This is a genomic window from Buttiauxella agrestis ATCC 33320 (genome assembly GCF_000735355.1).
GTDB classification, from domain to species: Bacteria; Pseudomonadota; Gammaproteobacteria; order Enterobacterales; family Enterobacteriaceae; genus Buttiauxella; species Buttiauxella agrestis.
Map to the genome: position 1 here is coordinate 101,306 of NZ_JMPI01000057.1, position 16,212 is coordinate 117,517.

The 16,212-nt window shown below is 49.0% G+C and carries 14 protein-coding genes; 6 read left to right on the forward strand and 8 right to left on the reverse strand.

The annotated features are described in order from the left end of the window. Positions 1-33: 33 nt before the first annotated feature. Positions 34-1,149, reverse strand: a complete 1,116-nt coding sequence (wzz(fepE), locus tag GBAG_RS16320; protein WP_034498109.1) for an LPS O-antigen length regulator Wzz(fepE) — start codon at positions 1,147-1,149, stop codon at positions 34-36. Positions 1,150-1,721: 572 nt separating this feature from the next. Here wzz(fepE) and GBAG_RS16325 point away from each other — a divergent pair. From GBAG_RS16325 to GBAG_RS16345, 5 genes are all read left to right on the forward strand, one after another. Continuing rightward, a complete protein-coding gene (locus GBAG_RS16325; protein ID WP_034498111.1) occupies positions 1,722-2,612 on the forward strand; it encodes a carbohydrate ABC transporter permease in 891 nt (296 codons plus the stop codon). After that, entirely contained in the window at positions 2,605-3,519 is a 915-nt protein-coding gene (locus GBAG_RS16330; RefSeq protein ID WP_034498113.1) for a carbohydrate ABC transporter permease, read from the forward strand. The genes GBAG_RS16325 and GBAG_RS16330 overlap by 8 nt, the downstream gene beginning before the upstream one ends. 13 nt (positions 3,520-3,532) lie before the next feature. Further along, the gene (locus GBAG_RS16335; RefSeq protein ID WP_034498115.1) at positions 3,533-4,660 is read left to right on the forward strand and encodes an ABC transporter ATP-binding protein; all 1,128 of its coding nucleotides are present in this window, start codon (positions 3,533-3,535) and stop codon (positions 4,658-4,660) included. Positions 4,661-4,675: 15 nt separating this feature from the next. Beyond that, entirely contained in the window at positions 4,676-5,965 is a 1,290-nt protein-coding gene (locus GBAG_RS16340; protein WP_034498117.1) for an ABC transporter substrate-binding protein, read from the forward strand. A gap of 85 nt (positions 5,966-6,050) precedes the next feature. Continuing rightward, positions 6,051-7,181, forward strand: a complete 1,131-nt coding sequence (locus tag GBAG_RS16345; RefSeq protein WP_034498118.1) for an oligogalacturonate lyase family protein — start codon at positions 6,051-6,053, stop codon at positions 7,179-7,181. A 145-nt stretch (positions 7,182-7,326) separates the two neighbouring features. On the opposite strand, the gene kduD is transcribed toward GBAG_RS16345, so the two are convergent. Continuing rightward, positions 7,327-8,088, reverse strand: a complete 762-nt coding sequence (kduD, locus tag GBAG_RS16350) for a 2-dehydro-3-deoxy-D-gluconate 5-dehydrogenase KduD (RefSeq protein ID WP_034498120.1) — start codon at positions 8,086-8,088, stop codon at positions 7,327-7,329. A 391-nt stretch (positions 8,089-8,479) separates the two neighbouring features. Between kduD and GBAG_RS16355 the strand changes: the two genes are divergently transcribed. Next, positions 8,480-9,655, forward strand: coding sequence for an oligogalacturonate lyase family protein (locus GBAG_RS16355; RefSeq protein WP_034498122.1), 1,176 nt, complete (start codon positions 8,480-8,482; stop codon positions 9,653-9,655). Between the two features lie 167 nt (positions 9,656-9,822). On the opposite strand, the gene GBAG_RS16360 is transcribed toward GBAG_RS16355, so the two are convergent. The 6 genes from GBAG_RS16360 to GBAG_RS16385 form a co-directional block, all read right to left on the reverse strand. Next, on the reverse strand, positions 9,823-10,518 hold the full coding sequence (locus GBAG_RS16360; protein WP_034498124.1) for an oligogalacturonate-specific porin KdgM family protein: 696 nt from the start codon (positions 10,516-10,518) through the stop codon (positions 9,823-9,825). A gap of 466 nt (positions 10,519-10,984) precedes the next feature. After that, complete coding sequence (locus GBAG_RS16365) at positions 10,985-12,166, reverse strand: acetyl-CoA C-acetyltransferase (protein ID WP_034498126.1); 1,182 nt, start codon at positions 12,164-12,166, stop codon at positions 10,985-10,987. A gap of 38 nt (positions 12,167-12,204) precedes the next feature. Next, the gene (locus GBAG_RS16370; protein WP_034498128.1) at positions 12,205-13,215 is read right to left on the reverse strand and encodes a sensor domain-containing diguanylate cyclase; all 1,011 of its coding nucleotides are present in this window, start codon (positions 13,213-13,215) and stop codon (positions 12,205-12,207) included. A gap of 425 nt (positions 13,216-13,640) precedes the next feature. Continuing rightward, entirely contained in the window at positions 13,641-14,024 is a 384-nt protein-coding gene (locus GBAG_RS16375) for a hypothetical protein (RefSeq protein ID WP_034498129.1), read from the reverse strand. Further along, the gene (locus tag GBAG_RS16380; RefSeq protein WP_034498131.1) at positions 14,008-14,529 is read right to left on the reverse strand and encodes a chemotaxis protein CheW; all 522 of its coding nucleotides are present in this window, start codon (positions 14,527-14,529) and stop codon (positions 14,008-14,010) included. The genes GBAG_RS16375 and GBAG_RS16380 overlap by 17 nt, the downstream gene beginning before the upstream one ends. Next, on the reverse strand, positions 14,526-16,211 hold the full coding sequence (locus GBAG_RS16385; RefSeq protein WP_034498152.1) for a diguanylate cyclase: 1,686 nt from the start codon (positions 16,209-16,211) through the stop codon (positions 14,526-14,528). The genes GBAG_RS16380 and GBAG_RS16385 overlap by 4 nt, the downstream gene beginning before the upstream one ends. Position 16,212 lies beyond the last annotated feature (1 nt).

Below are 16,212 nucleotides of genomic sequence, written 5' to 3' on the forward strand. Positions count from 1 at the left end.
CAGGAAGCCGTTTTTGTGAAGCGAAATACGCGATTAGATTTCTTCAATACGCATACGTGATGCCAAAGCCCCACGCACCAAAACCAAACCAGATGCAACAATCACCCCCACCAATCCCGCCAGTATAATAATGAGTGCTTTACCCGGCCCGTCTTTTTTGAGTGGATATGATGGCTGCATTTGCAATTGATAAGGCGTGAAATCAACATTGCCAAGATTAATGGATTCTAATTGGCTCAGTGCATGCTCACGGTTTTGTAGTGATGCATTCATCTGCGCAACATCTTTAATCGACTGCTCAATCTTCAACTTCTCGGTCAGCCCTTTAGAACCAAGGGAAACAGAGTAATCAGGATCATCTTTTACCGCCTGACCGTTGCTGTATACCGGTTTTTCCAGGCCCGCAGCGTTCGCCACCTGCAATGAGTATCCCAGGCGCTCCAGGTTAACGTTATGTTGGTTCTGGAGGTTAACACGGTCGAGAGCCAACTTATTTTTTTCAAATGCAACTTTGAGTTCGATTGCATTTTTCACATTGGTAATAACGTCTTTATTCACTTCAGCAGAAACAAAATCAATATAACTTTTCAGCAATTGCTGGGCATCATCTGCGTCAGGCGCGGTAAAGCTGAGAGTCCATGAAGTGTAGGGAAGATTTTCGCTTTTTTTAGGGTCACTGTTGTCGAGCGCCTTAAATTTTGCTGAAACATTGACGATCGCACGGTACAAGTCGCTCTTATCTACATTTGGGTTTTTCAGCAGAGTCTGTACATAAGGAGATTGAGCAAGGAATTTTTCGCGCACTTCCTGAGAATCAAATTTCTTTAAAAATTTATTATAGAGGCGACTAGCATCAAGATTGGTTTCGACACCAAGCACTGTCAAATCAACCACCGCACGGCGTAATTCAATAATATTGCTATTTTCAGGTGGCGTGATAACCGCCTCGCTGGTCCATTTTTGTGGAAGCAGGAAACTGGCGGCCAATCCGCACAATGCGAACAGAAGCGTAATCGTGACTATCTGCTTTTTCGCGGCGTAAAGAGTCGATAATAGGCTCAATAAGTCTATCTCTTCATGCTGTGGTGCCACGAGTGGATAAGATGACGTATTTTCTAAAAGATTGGATTTCATTTCTATGGAAGACATAACTAGCCAGTTTTTAAAATATTAAGAAAAAGACCCGCTTTCGATACTCACACCAGTGAGTGCATTACCTACGTCATATTTTTGGTAAGCAAGTAAGATTTAAACGGCGAGAAAGTAGGTATTTCTGTTCCTTATTCGTGTCATTGTCGGGGCGAATACCCACAGCAGACAACAACCCGACTAATACGTAACATTCAGATAACAAAGAAACAAATTCACACCCAAATATGAAGCCCTTCTTTGAAGCGCCATTATTAACAAGAATTGTCTGAAAGACAACCACCAACTCTTGCAGTTTTTAAATTCGCAAAAATCGTGTTCTCTTTTACCGTTCCGCTGCAAAACCTCGTTCCCTTCACATATTCAAAACAGTGTTTCGACTTTGATCACATTTCCTTCATGAATCGAATGACTCAGTTACAAATCGTAATAAGATTATTTAAAACGCTGTTTTACAAATCAGGAACCACGGTTCGGATGTTTATGAAATCTATAAAACGATATGGATAATGAGCAACTGTAACGGTGATTTAATATTTTAATATCAATCAATTACCAGGGAATGAATATGTATGAATGAAAACAGAATGCTGGGATTGGCATGGATTTCACCCTACATAATAGGGTTGTTAGTCTTTACTGCCTTCCCGTTTGTTTCATCTTTCTTCCTCAGTTTTACTGAGTACGATTTGATGAACCCGCCGGTATTTAACGGTATCGAGAACTATCGCTACATGTTGACCGAAGATTCGCTCTTCTGGAAATCCATGGGTGTGACTTTTGCGTATGTGTTTTTAACCATTCCGTTAAAACTCGCATTCGCACTCGGCATCGCATTTGTTCTGAACTTTAAACTGCGCGGCATCGGTTTCTTCCGTACTGCGTATTACATTCCGTCAATTCTTGGTAGCTCTGTCGCCATTGCTGTTTTGTGGCGCGCACTGTTTGCTATCGACGGCTTGCTGAACAGCTTTATTGGTGTGTTCGGTCTGGACCCGGTGAATTGGCTGGGTGAACCTTCACTGGCGCTGATGTCCGTTACGCTGCTGCGTGTCTGGCAGTTCGGTTCTGCGATGGTTATCTTCCTGGCGGCACTGCAAAACGTTCCGCAATCACAGTATGAAGCCGCGATGATCGACGGTGCGTCTAAATGGCAGATGTTCATGAAAGTGACCGTGCCTTTGATTACGCCAGTCATCTTCTTCAACTTCATCATGCAGACCACGCAGGCGTTCCAGGAGTTTACCGCACCGTACATCATCACCGGTGGCGGCCCGACTCACTACACCTACTTGTTCTCGCTCTACATCTACGACACAGCGTTCAAATACTTCGATATGGGTTATGGCGCAGCACTGGCGTGGGTACTGTTCCTGGTCGTGGCGGTCTTTGCCTCCATCGCCTTTAAGTCATCGAAATACTGGGTGTTCTACTCCGCAGATAAGGGAGGCAAAAATGGCTGATATCCAACCAAGCCAGCTAGCGGCTAAAAATGCGACGGACCTTGCAGAAGAAGAGATCGCGCAGACTTTGCGCCGTGAAAAAATCAGCCGCACCATCCGTTATATCGTGCTGATTATTGTCGGTCTGTTGATGCTCTACCCGTTGGTGTGGATGTTCTCTGCGGCGTTTAAACCGAACCATGAGATCTTCACCACGCTCGGTCTGTGGCCGTCAAACCCAACCAGCGACGGCTTCGTCAACGGCTGGAAAACCGGTACTGAGTACACCTTTGGCCACTACATGTGGAACACCATGCAGTATGTGATTCCCAAAGTGCTGCTGACCATTATCTCTTCAACGATTGTCGCTTACGGCTTCGCCCGTTTTGATATCCCGTTTAAGAAGTTTTGGTTTGCAACGTTGATTACCACCATGCTGCTGCCAAGCACCGTGCTGTTAATCCCGCAATACCTGATGTTCCGTGAAATGGGCATGTTGAATAGCTATCTGCCGCTGTGGCTGCCAATGGCATTCGCAACCCAGGGATTCTTTGTCTTCATGTTGATCCAGTTCCTGCGTGGCGTGCCACGTGATATGGAAGAAGCCGCGCAAATTGACGGCTGTAACTCCTTCCAGGTGCTGTGGTATGTGGTAGTGCCGATTCTGAAACCGGCCATTATCTCTGTCGCCCTGTTCCAGTTCATGTGGTCAATGAACGACTTTATCGGGCCGCTGATTTATGTGTACAGCGTAGACAAATACCCAATTGCACTGGCGCTCAAAATGTCTATCGACGTGACTGAAGGCGCTCCATGGAACGAAATTCTGGCAATGGCGAGCATCTCCATTCTGCCATCGATCATCATCTTCTTCCTGGCTCAACGCTACTTCGTACAAGGCGTGACCAGCAGCGGAATTAAAGGTTAAGTGAGGGAATATCATGGCTGAAGTTATTTTCAACAAATTGCAAAAAGTTTACTCCAACGGCTTCCAGGCGGTTCATGGTATCGACCTGAAAATTGAAGACGGTGAATTTATGGTTATCGTCGGCCCATCTGGCTGCGCGAAATCAACCACCCTGCGTATGCTGGCGGGTCTTGAAACCATCAGCGGCGGTGAAGTCAGAATCGGCGACCGCGTGGTGAACAACCTGGCTCCTAAATCTCGTGGGATTGCGATGGTGTTCCAGAACTACGCGCTCTATCCACACATGACGGTGCGCGAAAACCTGGCGTTCGGCCTGAAACTGAGCAAGCTGCCAAAACAGCAAATCGAGTCCCAGGTAAATGAAGCAGCGAAAATCCTTGAGCTGGATGAGCTGATGGACCGCCTGCCGCGTCAGCTTTCTGGCGGCCAGGCACAACGTGTGGCCGTTGGCCGTGCGATTGTGAAAAAACCGGATGTGTTCTTATTTGACGAACCGTTATCCAACCTGGATGCCAAGCTGCGTGCGTCGATGCGTATTCGTATCTCCGACCTGCACAAACAGCTCAAGAAGAGCGGCAAACCCGCGACCACCGTTTACGTTACCCACGATCAGACCGAAGCGATGACCATGGGCGACCGTATCTGCGTGATGAAACTGGGCCACATCATGCAGGTGGATACGCCAGATAATCTTTATCACTACCCGAAAAACATGTTCGTGGCAGGCTTTATCGGTGCGCCAGAAATGAACATTCGCCCGAGCAAACTGATCGAGAAAGAAGGCCGTCTGCAAATTAGCGTCGGCAACGATACGCTGGCATTGAACGAGCGCCAGCAGAAGCGCTGTGCGGAGTACAAAGATCAGGACATTTTCTTCGGCATCCGTCCTGAGTTTATTTCAATCTCTGATGAACCGTTCGCTGAAAGCCATTCAAGCGGTGAAATGGTGCGTGTAGAGAATATGGGCCACGAATTCTTCATCTACCTGAAAGTAGCTGATTTTGAAATGACCTGCCGCATCCCTTCCGATGAAGCTAAGCCAATGATTGAGAAAGGCCTTCACCGCAAGGTGTATTTCAAGTTTGACATGGAAAAATGTCATATTTTCGACGCTAAAACAGAACAAAACATCTCACTCTGACAGGAGTCTATGATAATGAAAAAAGTGCTGTTAAGTACCCTGATTACCTCTACCTTAGCAATGGCTGCCGGCTCTGCATTCGCGGCAGATGATGTTGATTTACGTATGTCCTGGTGGGGCGGTAATGGCCGCCATCAGGTCACACTGAAAGCGGTGGAAGAGTTCCAGAAACAACATCCGAATATTAAAGTGAAATCGGAATACACCGGTTGGGACGGCCACCTTTCGCGTCTGACTACTCAGATTGCTGGCGGTACCGAGCCTGACGTCATGCAAACGAACTGGAACTGGCTGCCCATTTTCTCTAAAACCGGCACCGGCTTCTACGACCTGAATACCGTGAAGGGCGATTTGGATCTGGCGCAATTTGATCCGAAAGAACTGCAATCCACCACGGTTGACGGCAAGCTGAACGGGATCCCAATTTCCGTGACCGCGCGCGTGTTCTATTTCAACGACGAAACCTGGAAAAAGGCCGGCATCTCATACCCTAAAACCTGGGAAGAGTTGATGGCTGCGGGCAAAACTTTTGAAAGCAAACTGGGCAAACAGTACTTCCCGGTGGTGTTAGAACACCAGGATACGCTTTCTCTGCTGCGCTCTTACATGGTCCAGAAATACAACATTCCTGAAATCGACACGGCGAAAAAGCAGTTTGGCTACAGCAAAGAACAGTGGGTCGAGTTCTTTGGCATGTACAAAAAACTCATTGATAGCCACGTGATGCCTGACACCAAATACTATGCGTCATTTGGTAAGAGCAACATGTACGAAATGAAGCCGTGGATTGAAGGCGAATGGGCGGGGACTTACATGTGGAACTCCACCATTAACAAGTATTCCGACAACCTGAAACCACCAGCAAAACTTGAGCTGGGTTCTTACCCAATGTTGCCAGGTGCAACTGATGCCGGTCTGTTCTTCAAACCTGCGCAGATGTTCTCAATCAGCAAAACGACTAAGCATCCAAAAGAAGCCGCGATGCTGATCAACTTCCTGCTGAACGAAAAAGCAGGCGTTGAAGCGCTGGGTCTGGAGCGTGGTGTTCCATTGAGCAAAGCAGCAGTGACACAATTAACGGCCGATGGCGTGATCAAAGATAACGACCCGGCGGTTGCGGGCCTGAAACTGGCACAATCGCTGCCAAACAAACTGTCGACATCGCCATACTTTGACGATCCGCAGATTGTTTCGCTGTTCGGGACTTCTTTGCAGTACATCGACTATGGCCAGAAATCCGTAGAAGAAACGGCTGCTGAATTTGAACGCCAGGGTAATCGTATTCTGAAACGCGCAATGCGCTAATTATTCAGCCTAAGTATTGAAATTCATGCCCTGCCCGTTTCATCGCGTGGCGGGGCATTTTTTTTAGATTCTCAGGAGAATCGTTATGGCTAAGGGTAAGAAAATTCAACTTTCCTTCCGCGCCCGACGCGACAAGGAAACCGGTACGGAAGTGCTTCGTTTAACGCCCCCGCACATCATTTGTCACCGCAATTATTTCTATCAAAAATGTTTTAGTCACGACGGGCAGCGGCTGATTTTCGGCGGCGCGTTCGAAGGGCACTGGAATTATTATGCGCTGGATTTAGAGAAACAAATTGCCACGCAGCTAACGGAAGGCGAAGGCGACAACACCTTCGGCGGATTTTTGTCGGCTGACGACCGGTCACTGTGGTATGTGAAAAACACCCGCGAACTACGCCGCGTCGATCTGGAGTCGCTCGAAGAATACGTCGTGTATGAAGTCGATGACGAATGGGTGGCTTACGGCACCTGGGTGGCGAATTCTGATTGCAGCCAACTGGTGGGGATTGAAATCAAAAAGAGCGACTGGTCACCGCTCACCACCTGGCAAAAATTCCGTGATTTCTATTTCACGAATCCGGAATGCCGTTTGATTCGTATTGATTTAAACAGCGGCGAGCAGCAAGTCATCCTGCAAGAAAAACGCTGGCTGGGCCATCCGATTTACCGTCCGTTCGACGACGAAACCGTCGCGTTTTGTCATGAAGGTCCGCGCGATGCTATTGATGCCCGCATGTGGCTGATTAACCAGGATGGCAGCAATCTGCGTAAAGTTCGCCAGCATCAGGAAGGTGAGAGTTTTACTCATGAATTCTGGGTACCGGACGGGTCTGCTCTCTATTACGTCGCGCATAAAGAAGGCGACGCGCACCGCTATTTGTGCAGCGCCGACCCGCAAACGCTGGAGAATCGTCAACTGCGTACCATTCCGCCATGCTCACATTTAATGAGCAACCACGACGGCTCGCTGGTTGTCGGAGACGGCGCACCGCATAAAACGGGAAATATCGATCTTAACGATCCCTTCATTTGGGTGTTCGATCTTAAGAAAGGAACGCAGAAAGCGGTTTGTAGCCACAACACCTCCTGGAAAGTGTTGGATGGCGACCGTCAGGTGACGCATCCACATCCGTCATTTAGCCCGGATAACCAATGGGTGCTCTACACCTCCGACGAAGAAGGCATGCCTGCGTTGTATTTAGCGAGGGTATAGATATAAAAAAACCTCCTGAAAATCAGGAGGTTTCTACTTCGCTTGCGTTTGTCGGGGGCGCTACGCTTGCCCGACCTACCGAAAGGATTGGATTTTGTAGGGTGGATAAGCGCCAGCGCCATCCACCGTTTACATCAATCCTAAATTAACGCGCTAACCAGCCGCCATCAACCGCAACGGTGTAACCGTTGATGTAATCAGAAGCGGTTGATGCCAGGAACACGATTGGACCTTTCAGATCTTCTGGCAGACCCCAACGACCCGCTGGGATACGCTCAAGGATTGCCGCGCTACGCTCTTCGTCAGCACGCAGTTGCTGAGTATTGTTGGTCGCCATATAACCCGGGGCGATAGCATTCACGTTGATACCGTGTTGCGCCCACTCGTTCGCCAGCAGACGGGTCACGCCCATCACCGCGCTCTTAGATGCGGTGTAAGAAGGAACGCGGATACCGCCCTGGTAAGAAAGCATAGAAGCGATGTTGATGATTTTGCCGCCTTTGCCCTGAGCAATGAACTGGCGAGCCACAGCCTGAGACATAAAGAACACGCTCTTGATGTTCAGGTTCATCACGTCGTCCCAGTCTTTTTCGCTGAAGTTGATCGCGTCTTCGCGACGAATAAGACCCGCATTGTTCACCAGGATGTCGATTTGGCCGAACTCAGCAACCGCACGCTCCAGCAGCGACGGAATACCATCAATCTGACGCAGGTCAGCAGTCAGGCTCAGGAAGCGACGGCCCATCGCGGTCACGCGCTCGATGGTTTCAGTTGGCTCAACAATGTTGATACCCACGATGTCACAGCCCGCTTCTGCCAGACCGATAGCCATACCCTGGCCCAGGCCAGTATCACAACCTGTCACAACAGCAACTTTACCTTCCAGGGAGAACGAATCCAAAATCATGTAGGTTTCCTTTTTTATACGGGCTTGCTGTTAGCGCAAGCATCTCGGGGAAAATTTGTCTGCGCTAACTGCGCCATTCATAAATCACTTACGGTAAAAACAGTGTTCCGTAATCTTTGATGGAGTAATACTAATCTTGTTGAAACCTCTTTTCAATTATAAATGAAACGATGTTTCAACTTTTGAGAGATAGTTTTCAAATTTGATATTCCGATCACGGTTACCCGCCATTTTTCCCGCCTGATCCATCAGTCTGATAAAAGTATTGTGAATGTTGTCACCGTTTAGTGAATGCAATCACACATATTGAAACAATGTTTTGATAAATTAACACCAGAAGTTCGAACATAAATTTTCGGCAGATATGAATTGCCATTTAAAGGAGAGCATCATGGCTAAAGGTATGCGGGTTAAACTGGTTTATGAAGTGAGCCAGGACCCAGACACAGGCGTCGAAGTCACCCGCTTAACGCCACCGGAAGTAACGTGTCATCGTAATTACTTCTATCAAAAATGCTTTACTCAGGATGGCAGTAAACTCCTGTTTGCTGGCGAATTTGACGGCAACTGGAACTACTATCTGCTGGATATCGCAGCCGCCGAAGCGGTGCAACTGACTGAAGGAATGGGCGACAACACGTTTGGTGGCTTCCTCTCTCCGGATGACAAATCCCTCTATTATGTGAAGAACGAGCGCACGCTACTGGAAGTCAATCTTGAAACATTGGTTGAACGCGAAGTGTATCGCGTACCGGAAGATTGGGTGGGTTACGGCACCTGGGTGGCAAACAGCGATTGCACCAAATTAGTCGGTATCGAAATTTCCAAAGACGATTGGGTTCCGTTGAACGACTGGAAAATCTTCCATGACTTCTTCCACAAAGGCCCAAATTGCCGCTTACTGCGCGTTGATTTGCAAACCGGCGAAAGCGCCGTTATTCATCAGGAAAAAAACTGGCTCGGTCACCCGATTTATCGCCCGTTCGATGACAACACTGTCGCGTTCTGCCACGAAGGCCCGCATGATTTGGTCGATGCGCGGATGTGGATGGTCAACGAAGACGGCAGCAATGTGCGTAAAGTTAAAGAACACGCAGAAGGCGAAAGCTGCACCCATGAATTCTGGGTACCAAACGGCTCATCGCTGATGTACGTTTCTTATTTGAAAGGCCAGCAAGGCCGAACTATTTATAGCTACAACCCGGACAACGGAATTAACGAAGAAGTGATGCAGATGCCTGCATGTTCTCATTTGATGAGCAACTTTGACGGCACGCTACTGGTAGGCGATGGCTCAGGTACGCCGGTCGATGTTAAAGATACCAGCGGTTATACCATTGATAACGATCCTTATTTGTATGCATTCGACGTGGCGAAGAAAGCTTATTTCCGCGTTGCTCGCCACGATACATCCTGGGCGACATTTGCTAATAGCCGCCAGGTAACGCACCCGCATCCTTCCTTTACACCAGACGACAGCGCAATATTGTTTAGCTCAGATAAAGACGGTAAACCGGCACTGTATATTGCAAAAATGCCTGCGAACCCAGAATTAATTCCCGCCTGATAGAAATATAGTGTGTCCTGTGTAGGCCTTGCCCTCTCATAAAGAGAGGGCTTTTTTATATTATTTGTACTTCAATTAACACCCAACATAATTAAGATATAAAAAAGCCCCCGCAAAGGCGGAGGCTGTTTGAAAGGGTATTAATGAATGAAGTTATTAATGCACTATTAGAAGCTGTATGCCACACCGACACGTAAACGGGTCTGGCGATCGTCACGGTCATTCACACCGACGTTGCCGACTTCACCATATGGAGCCCAATTTTTATCCAGTTTGTAAGCTAACTTCACATTATATTCTTGAGAATAAGGTTTGTTATTATTACGTGCGTTACCTTCTTCACTACGCGCATAAACGTAGTTCAGCTCTGTACGCCAGTCACCCATCACAAAACCAGCCCACGCATCACCACGGTTCACTTTATCATCTTCTTTATTCGCGCTTGCCGGGTAACGGGTGTAGTCATAACGGTAGCGGACTGCGACATAGAAACCATTGTCGAAGCTATATTGTGCGCGCAAGTTTGGCTTATAAATAGTACGACTGTCGTTACTTTCAATATTAAAACCTGGTGTTAACGAGAAGTTTTTATTGGCTTTCCATTGCCAGCTAATCGCTTCTTCATGTCCATTACCGATGAAATCAGCAAATGGCTGATCGGTATTATCACCGCCTGATTTCCATTTCGCTTCAACAGAGAAACCAAAACCATTTGCAAAACGATGCGAAACTGAGACGCGGTCAGCGTTGGTTTTATCCGTCTTACCACCGTCAATGTATTCATGGCGTAAGTCGACGGTTACAGCCTGTGCTGCAAAAGAAGCACCAATCAACATTGCCAGACCCAGAGTTTTCTTCAACATGTTTCTAATCCCTCATTGAAATATCGTTTCATTATTATGAAACTGGATTTTATTTTTAAATGAACAATATTTTAGTGATCGGGATCGTAAATGTTTATGTCAAAATACACACATGGCAATATTCGTGACGACTATCAACAAAACAAACATCAAAGCCTGACATTTGACGACAGGCATCACATTAAAAGTGCCAAAAACACTTTTAAAAAAGCATTTCAACGATGTTTAAGTTTATTTACACAGCAATACAACCAGACTTAAATAAAATTAAATCGCCGGATTTCTTAATAATAAAATTAAGAAATGAATAAAAATATGTGACGCAGTTAAATAAAAAGGGGTGAGAGTGTGATCTATATACAAGAAAAAAGCCTTCCGCTGGGAAGGCTTTAATTTACGCTGGTTAGTTTTGTCGGATGACGCTGCTGTACGACCTACGCTTGCGCTTTAAGAATGATGGGTACTGTTAATCTCGTTCAATTGCCAGGGCAACACCCTGCCCGCCGCCAATACACAACGTCGCCAGTCCTTTTTTGGCGTCTCGCTTGATCATTTCATGCACCAGAGACACCAGGATTCGGCAGCCCGACGCACCGATTGGGTGCCCCAGGGCTAGCGCACCACCGTTAACATTCACTTTGCGCTCGTCCCATTCCAGCATTTTACCTACTGAAAGCGCCTGGGCCGCAAAGGCTTCGTTGGCTTCAATAAGATCAAGCTCTTCCAGCGTCCAGCCTGCTCGCTCAAGGCAACGCTGAGTCGCCGTCACTGGCGCAATCCCCATATAGGCGGGATCCACTCCAACGCTGGCGAAAGCCCGAATGCGTGCCAGAACCGGTAAATTCAGCTCTTCGGCTTTGCTGGCACTCATCATTAACACCGCTGCGGCGCCGTCATTAATTGAAGAGGCATTTCCTGCTGTCACGCTTCCCTGAATATCGAAGGTTGGTCGTAATTGCGCCAGGGCTTCGGCACTGGCATCGGTACGTGGCTGTTCGTCAGTATCAACAATCACCAGTTTTCCGCTATTCGACTCAAACGCCACCGGGACGATTTCATCTTTAAAACGCCCGGCATCAATTGCCGCCCGCGCTTTGTGTTGTGATGCCAACGCGTAAGCATCCTGGCTTTCACGGCTAATACCGTATTCGCGAGCGAGGTTTTCAGCGGTGACGCCCATGTGGTAATCATTGAACGCGTCCCACAAGCCATCGTGAACCAGGCTGTCGATGAGTTGGGAATTGCCTAACCCCGCGCCGTTTCGGCTATCGGCCAAAACATGTGGCGCGCGGCTCATGTTTTCCTGCCCGCCCGCAATCACTACATCCGCCTCACCGCATTGAATAGCCTGCGTCGCAAGATGCAGCGCTTTCAGGCCAGATCCGCACACGTCATTGATGGTGATGGCGGAAACAGACCAGGGTAAACCGCTGTTCAGTGCGGTCTGTCGTGCCGGATTTTGCCCGGCGCCTGCCGTCAAAACCTGCCCAAGAATAACTTCATCGACTTCCTGCTCGCTCACACCGCTGCGTTCAAGCAAGGCTTTCACTACTGCACTTCCCAGCTCCGAGGCGCTGCGCGGGGAAAGCGCCCCCTGAAAGCAGCCGATGGGCGTGCGTGCCGCTCCCACGATGACGACATCTTTCATTGTTTTCTCCGCAACGTTTGACTGCTAACCAGGAATGTTTAAAAGCCCCGACGATGCGCCTTTTCGACATACATCGCCGTATCGGCTTCACGCAAAGCCGTATCGTGGTCAGTCTCAGCCGGATTGACCGCGACGACACCGATACTCGGGCCTGCATAATTAATCACACTGGAATGTAGCTGAAACTCGCCGGTCAGCAAGTTCGAGAGGCGAATTTTGAATGCCTGCGCAGCATGTTGTGCTTCGTCAGTATTTGACGGCCCAAATCCCGCCACGATAAATTCATCACCGCCGACGCGTCCGATGATCTCGTCAGGGCGCGTTCCCTTTTGCAAACGCTGGCCTATTTCACACAAGAAGTCGTCCCCAGCTTCATGGCCGTGGATATCGTTAATCTCTTTAAAATCATCCAGATCAGCAAATGCCAGCAGCACAAATCGGGCGTCGTCGCGGGCCTGTGAAAAGAGTTTGGGTAACTGTTCAAACACCGCGCGGCGGTTGGGCAAACCGGTCAGCTCATCCGTGTAACTGGCGGTCGTGAGCGCGGCATTGGCCTGCTGTAACTGCTGCAAAAGCTGTTCATTCTGAATCTGTTGCGCAATCAGCTGCGCAAAGAGTTGCAACACTTGCTCACTGCGGTCAGTCAAAATACGATGCTCAGAACTGGCCGCGCACAGCGTGCCATATAAAGATCCATCCGCGAGCGTCACCGGGGTGCTGACATACGTCGTGATCCCCAATGCTTTCGCCGCCTGCGAATCCCCCCAGACTTTTGCCACATCGCTGGTATAACGCTTGCCTTCATCCAATGCACGCTTGCAAAGCGTATCGCCCCACGGCACTGAAAGGCCTTCAGGAATCTGCATCTGGCGGGTATTTCGGGCAAAAAGAATGTGCTGAAAACTGCCATCCGGTTCAATACGAGTCAGGTAAGTGGACTCCATATTGGTCACCAATTCGAGCATCTCAAGCAACTGTCGGACAAGTCCTTCAAGCGTATATTCAGATTCTAACGCGGTGGAAATGCGCTCGATAAGATTGTCAGACATTTTTCGTTAACCCAGGGAGGCGATCTTAGATGTGCACTTTTAACATATTTTGGATGTGAGTTCCGCTGCCATTTATGGCATTTGAGGGGGCAACTATGGCGGTATGGTGATATTCCGTTCACCCGAAAGTTCTCAGATCCTATATAGATCAATGAACGGTGAACGACTTAGGGTGGCCACCGTCGCCACCCTAAGAACCCGGACTCCCGGCAAATCAATCGCCGCAAGCGGTAAACACCGTTTTTCACCCAACATTCGCGAACAACCCTGAACGTTGGGGGTAAGCTGGGGTTTACCGCGCAGCGGCAATTTAATCACCGGGCGACGGGGTCGCCAGGGGGATGTCGTTATCCACCTGGCACGTTCACCGTTCGCAGATTTATGTGGGATCGAATAACGTACAGGTGGACGGAAAACAACAAGACTTATAGATTCCCCAGGGACGATCCCACAGGCCAACTCAATAACCCACTAAATCCCTCATCCCACACCAAAGCCCTGAGCGCCGGTAGCTGGCAGCACGGCTTTAATAATTCAGGCAAAGGATAAATATCTCCCGGCGATAACTGCACATTCTCCAGTTTCCCCCACAAATACCACCCCTGCTCCACATTGCTTGCTGGAACAATCAGATGCAGATGCATCCCTTCTTCGGGTTCGTCAGGCAACCCTAACCATTGGCTTAAGCGCGGAATGTCTTCGGCTTCATAAACAACCAATGAACAGCGCTGCACCTGAGTAGCAGGAATATAGAAGCGCTGGTTTCCCAGCGTGATGCGCACCGCCGCAAGACTAAGCCCTTGAGTCATAGCCGCTGGTTTCCAGGTAACGTGCGAAGACTAAATCCAGATCCAGTAACGCAAAATATTCGGAACCGACAGGCACAATGCCGACCACGATTTTCTGCATAGTGGCCGATAAGTTATCCGCTGCCGGGTGAATCTGGCTCTCGGCAACTTCCAGCACATCAATTAACTTATCGACCAGAATACCGCTTTGCATTTTCTGGCCACGGCCAATCAGAATGGTGCGTTTACCCGCGTCCGTTGCAGGTGTGTCGAGCAGCTGATTAATATTAATCACAGATTCAACGCGTCCCCGGTAATTAATCACCCCTTCCAGAGAAGGCGGGCAACCAGGCACCCACGAAACCGGGCGTTCTGCCATAATTTCTTTGATTTGCGAGCCGTAAAACGCGAATTTCTTCTCCGCCAGTTTGAATAACACCAGGCTGCATTGCGGTTCATCAACGTTGGTGATTTCGCGGTTTTCGTCTTGATAGTGACTTAAAATGTGTTCCAATTGCTCGCTCATGCGACGTCCTTATCATTGGCGAGGCAATAGCGATTGCGCCCATGCTGCTTCGCGCAATACAGAGCCTGGTCGGCACGCTCACGGATACTTTCGATTTTGTCGCCCGGCTGCCAGGAGGCAATGCCTGCGCTGAAGGTATTGCTAAAACGGGTCTGGTTCACCGAGAAGTGTATTTTTTCAAAGCCCTGACGCAGTCTTTCAACAACTGCCGCCGCTTGCTCTTTGGTGGTCGCAGGCATAATTATCGCGAACTCTTCCCCGCCGTAACGCCCGACAATATCCGTGCTGCGTAAGCGATGAGAAAACAGCTGCGAAATCCCCAAAATAACCTGATCGCCCGCCACGTGGCCGTAAGTGTCATTGATATTTTTGAAGTGATCCAAATCGACCATCACCAGGCTAAAGGGAATACCGCTGTAATTAGACTCGGTAATAGCGCTTTCAAGATAATGCGTGGTGGTCGAGTGGTTATACAACCCGGTCAGGCTGTCCTGCGACATACGCGCCCGCAGGGTACGCATTCTTTCCGCACGAATCGACACCGCATTTATCAACTCCTGCGGGTCGGCCTGCTTGATAATAAAATCTTCAGCGCCGGTGCTCATCGCCCCGAACTGAGTCGTTTTATTGGTTTCGCTCGACAAATACGCAATCGGCAAACCGATATGCTGCGGGATTTGACGGATAAGTTTCGTCAACTCTTCGCCGCTGTAATCCGGCATGTGGAAATCCATCAGCACGATATCAATCGGATGGGTGTTCAGCACGTTCAGCAAATGAGGGATTTGTGTCAGAACATGCACTTCCATGCCAGCCATGCGCAGCATTTCAGCGTTGTATTGCGCGACTTCCGGCTCGTCATCAATCAACAAAACCTGATACGGTTTTTTCAGCGAAGGCTGCGTTAATCGATGCAGTTCCTGGACTAAATCGGTGGTGGAGGCGGGCTTAACATAATAGCCGTCGCACCCGGCTTTAATGGCATTGATGCGGGCATGGAAATGGCTGTGGCAGGAAAGATAAAGCACCGGAAACGGTGTGCCGACTTTCTTTTTTAAATCTGACATCGCCAGCGGGCCACCGTAGGCGTGTTCCGGGAAACTCACATCCATAATCACCACCGAAGGCGGCTGCGAGATAACGGCCTTGGTGAAATCAGCGGTGTTGGTAAACACATAACAAATAAAGCCAAAGCAGCGCAGTTGCGTCGCCAGCAGCTCGGCCTGCTCGCTTTCATCGTCACACAGGTAAACCGGCTTAATGGTGCGGTTAATCGCCACTTCGTCCTGGCTTGAAGCGGCTATCGGGAATTTCACAAGTGAATCCCCGCCGCGCCGTGCGCTTTCCGCCTGCTCTTCGGTTAAGGCGTAGAGCTGCTGAACCAGCTCTTTTAGCTTGTGGTAAAGCGAGTCGGGAAGCGTATTGCTCACCAACATATGCTCACCTTCCGCCGCAAGACTGGCTATTTTGGTGAAGCCAAACGAAGCGCTGGTGCCGTGGATGCTGTGCAGTAAAAGGTGTAATTGTTTATTGTCCGCATCCACAGGTGCAGCCGTCAACTTCGCCAGCAGAGCGTCCGCTTGTTTCAGCATTTCGGGAATGCGCTGCAAAAATCGCTGGCGTAAACGAGCGATTTTATCCTGCGCGGTGTTCATCGTATTTTGCGTCAATTGTTGATTCATC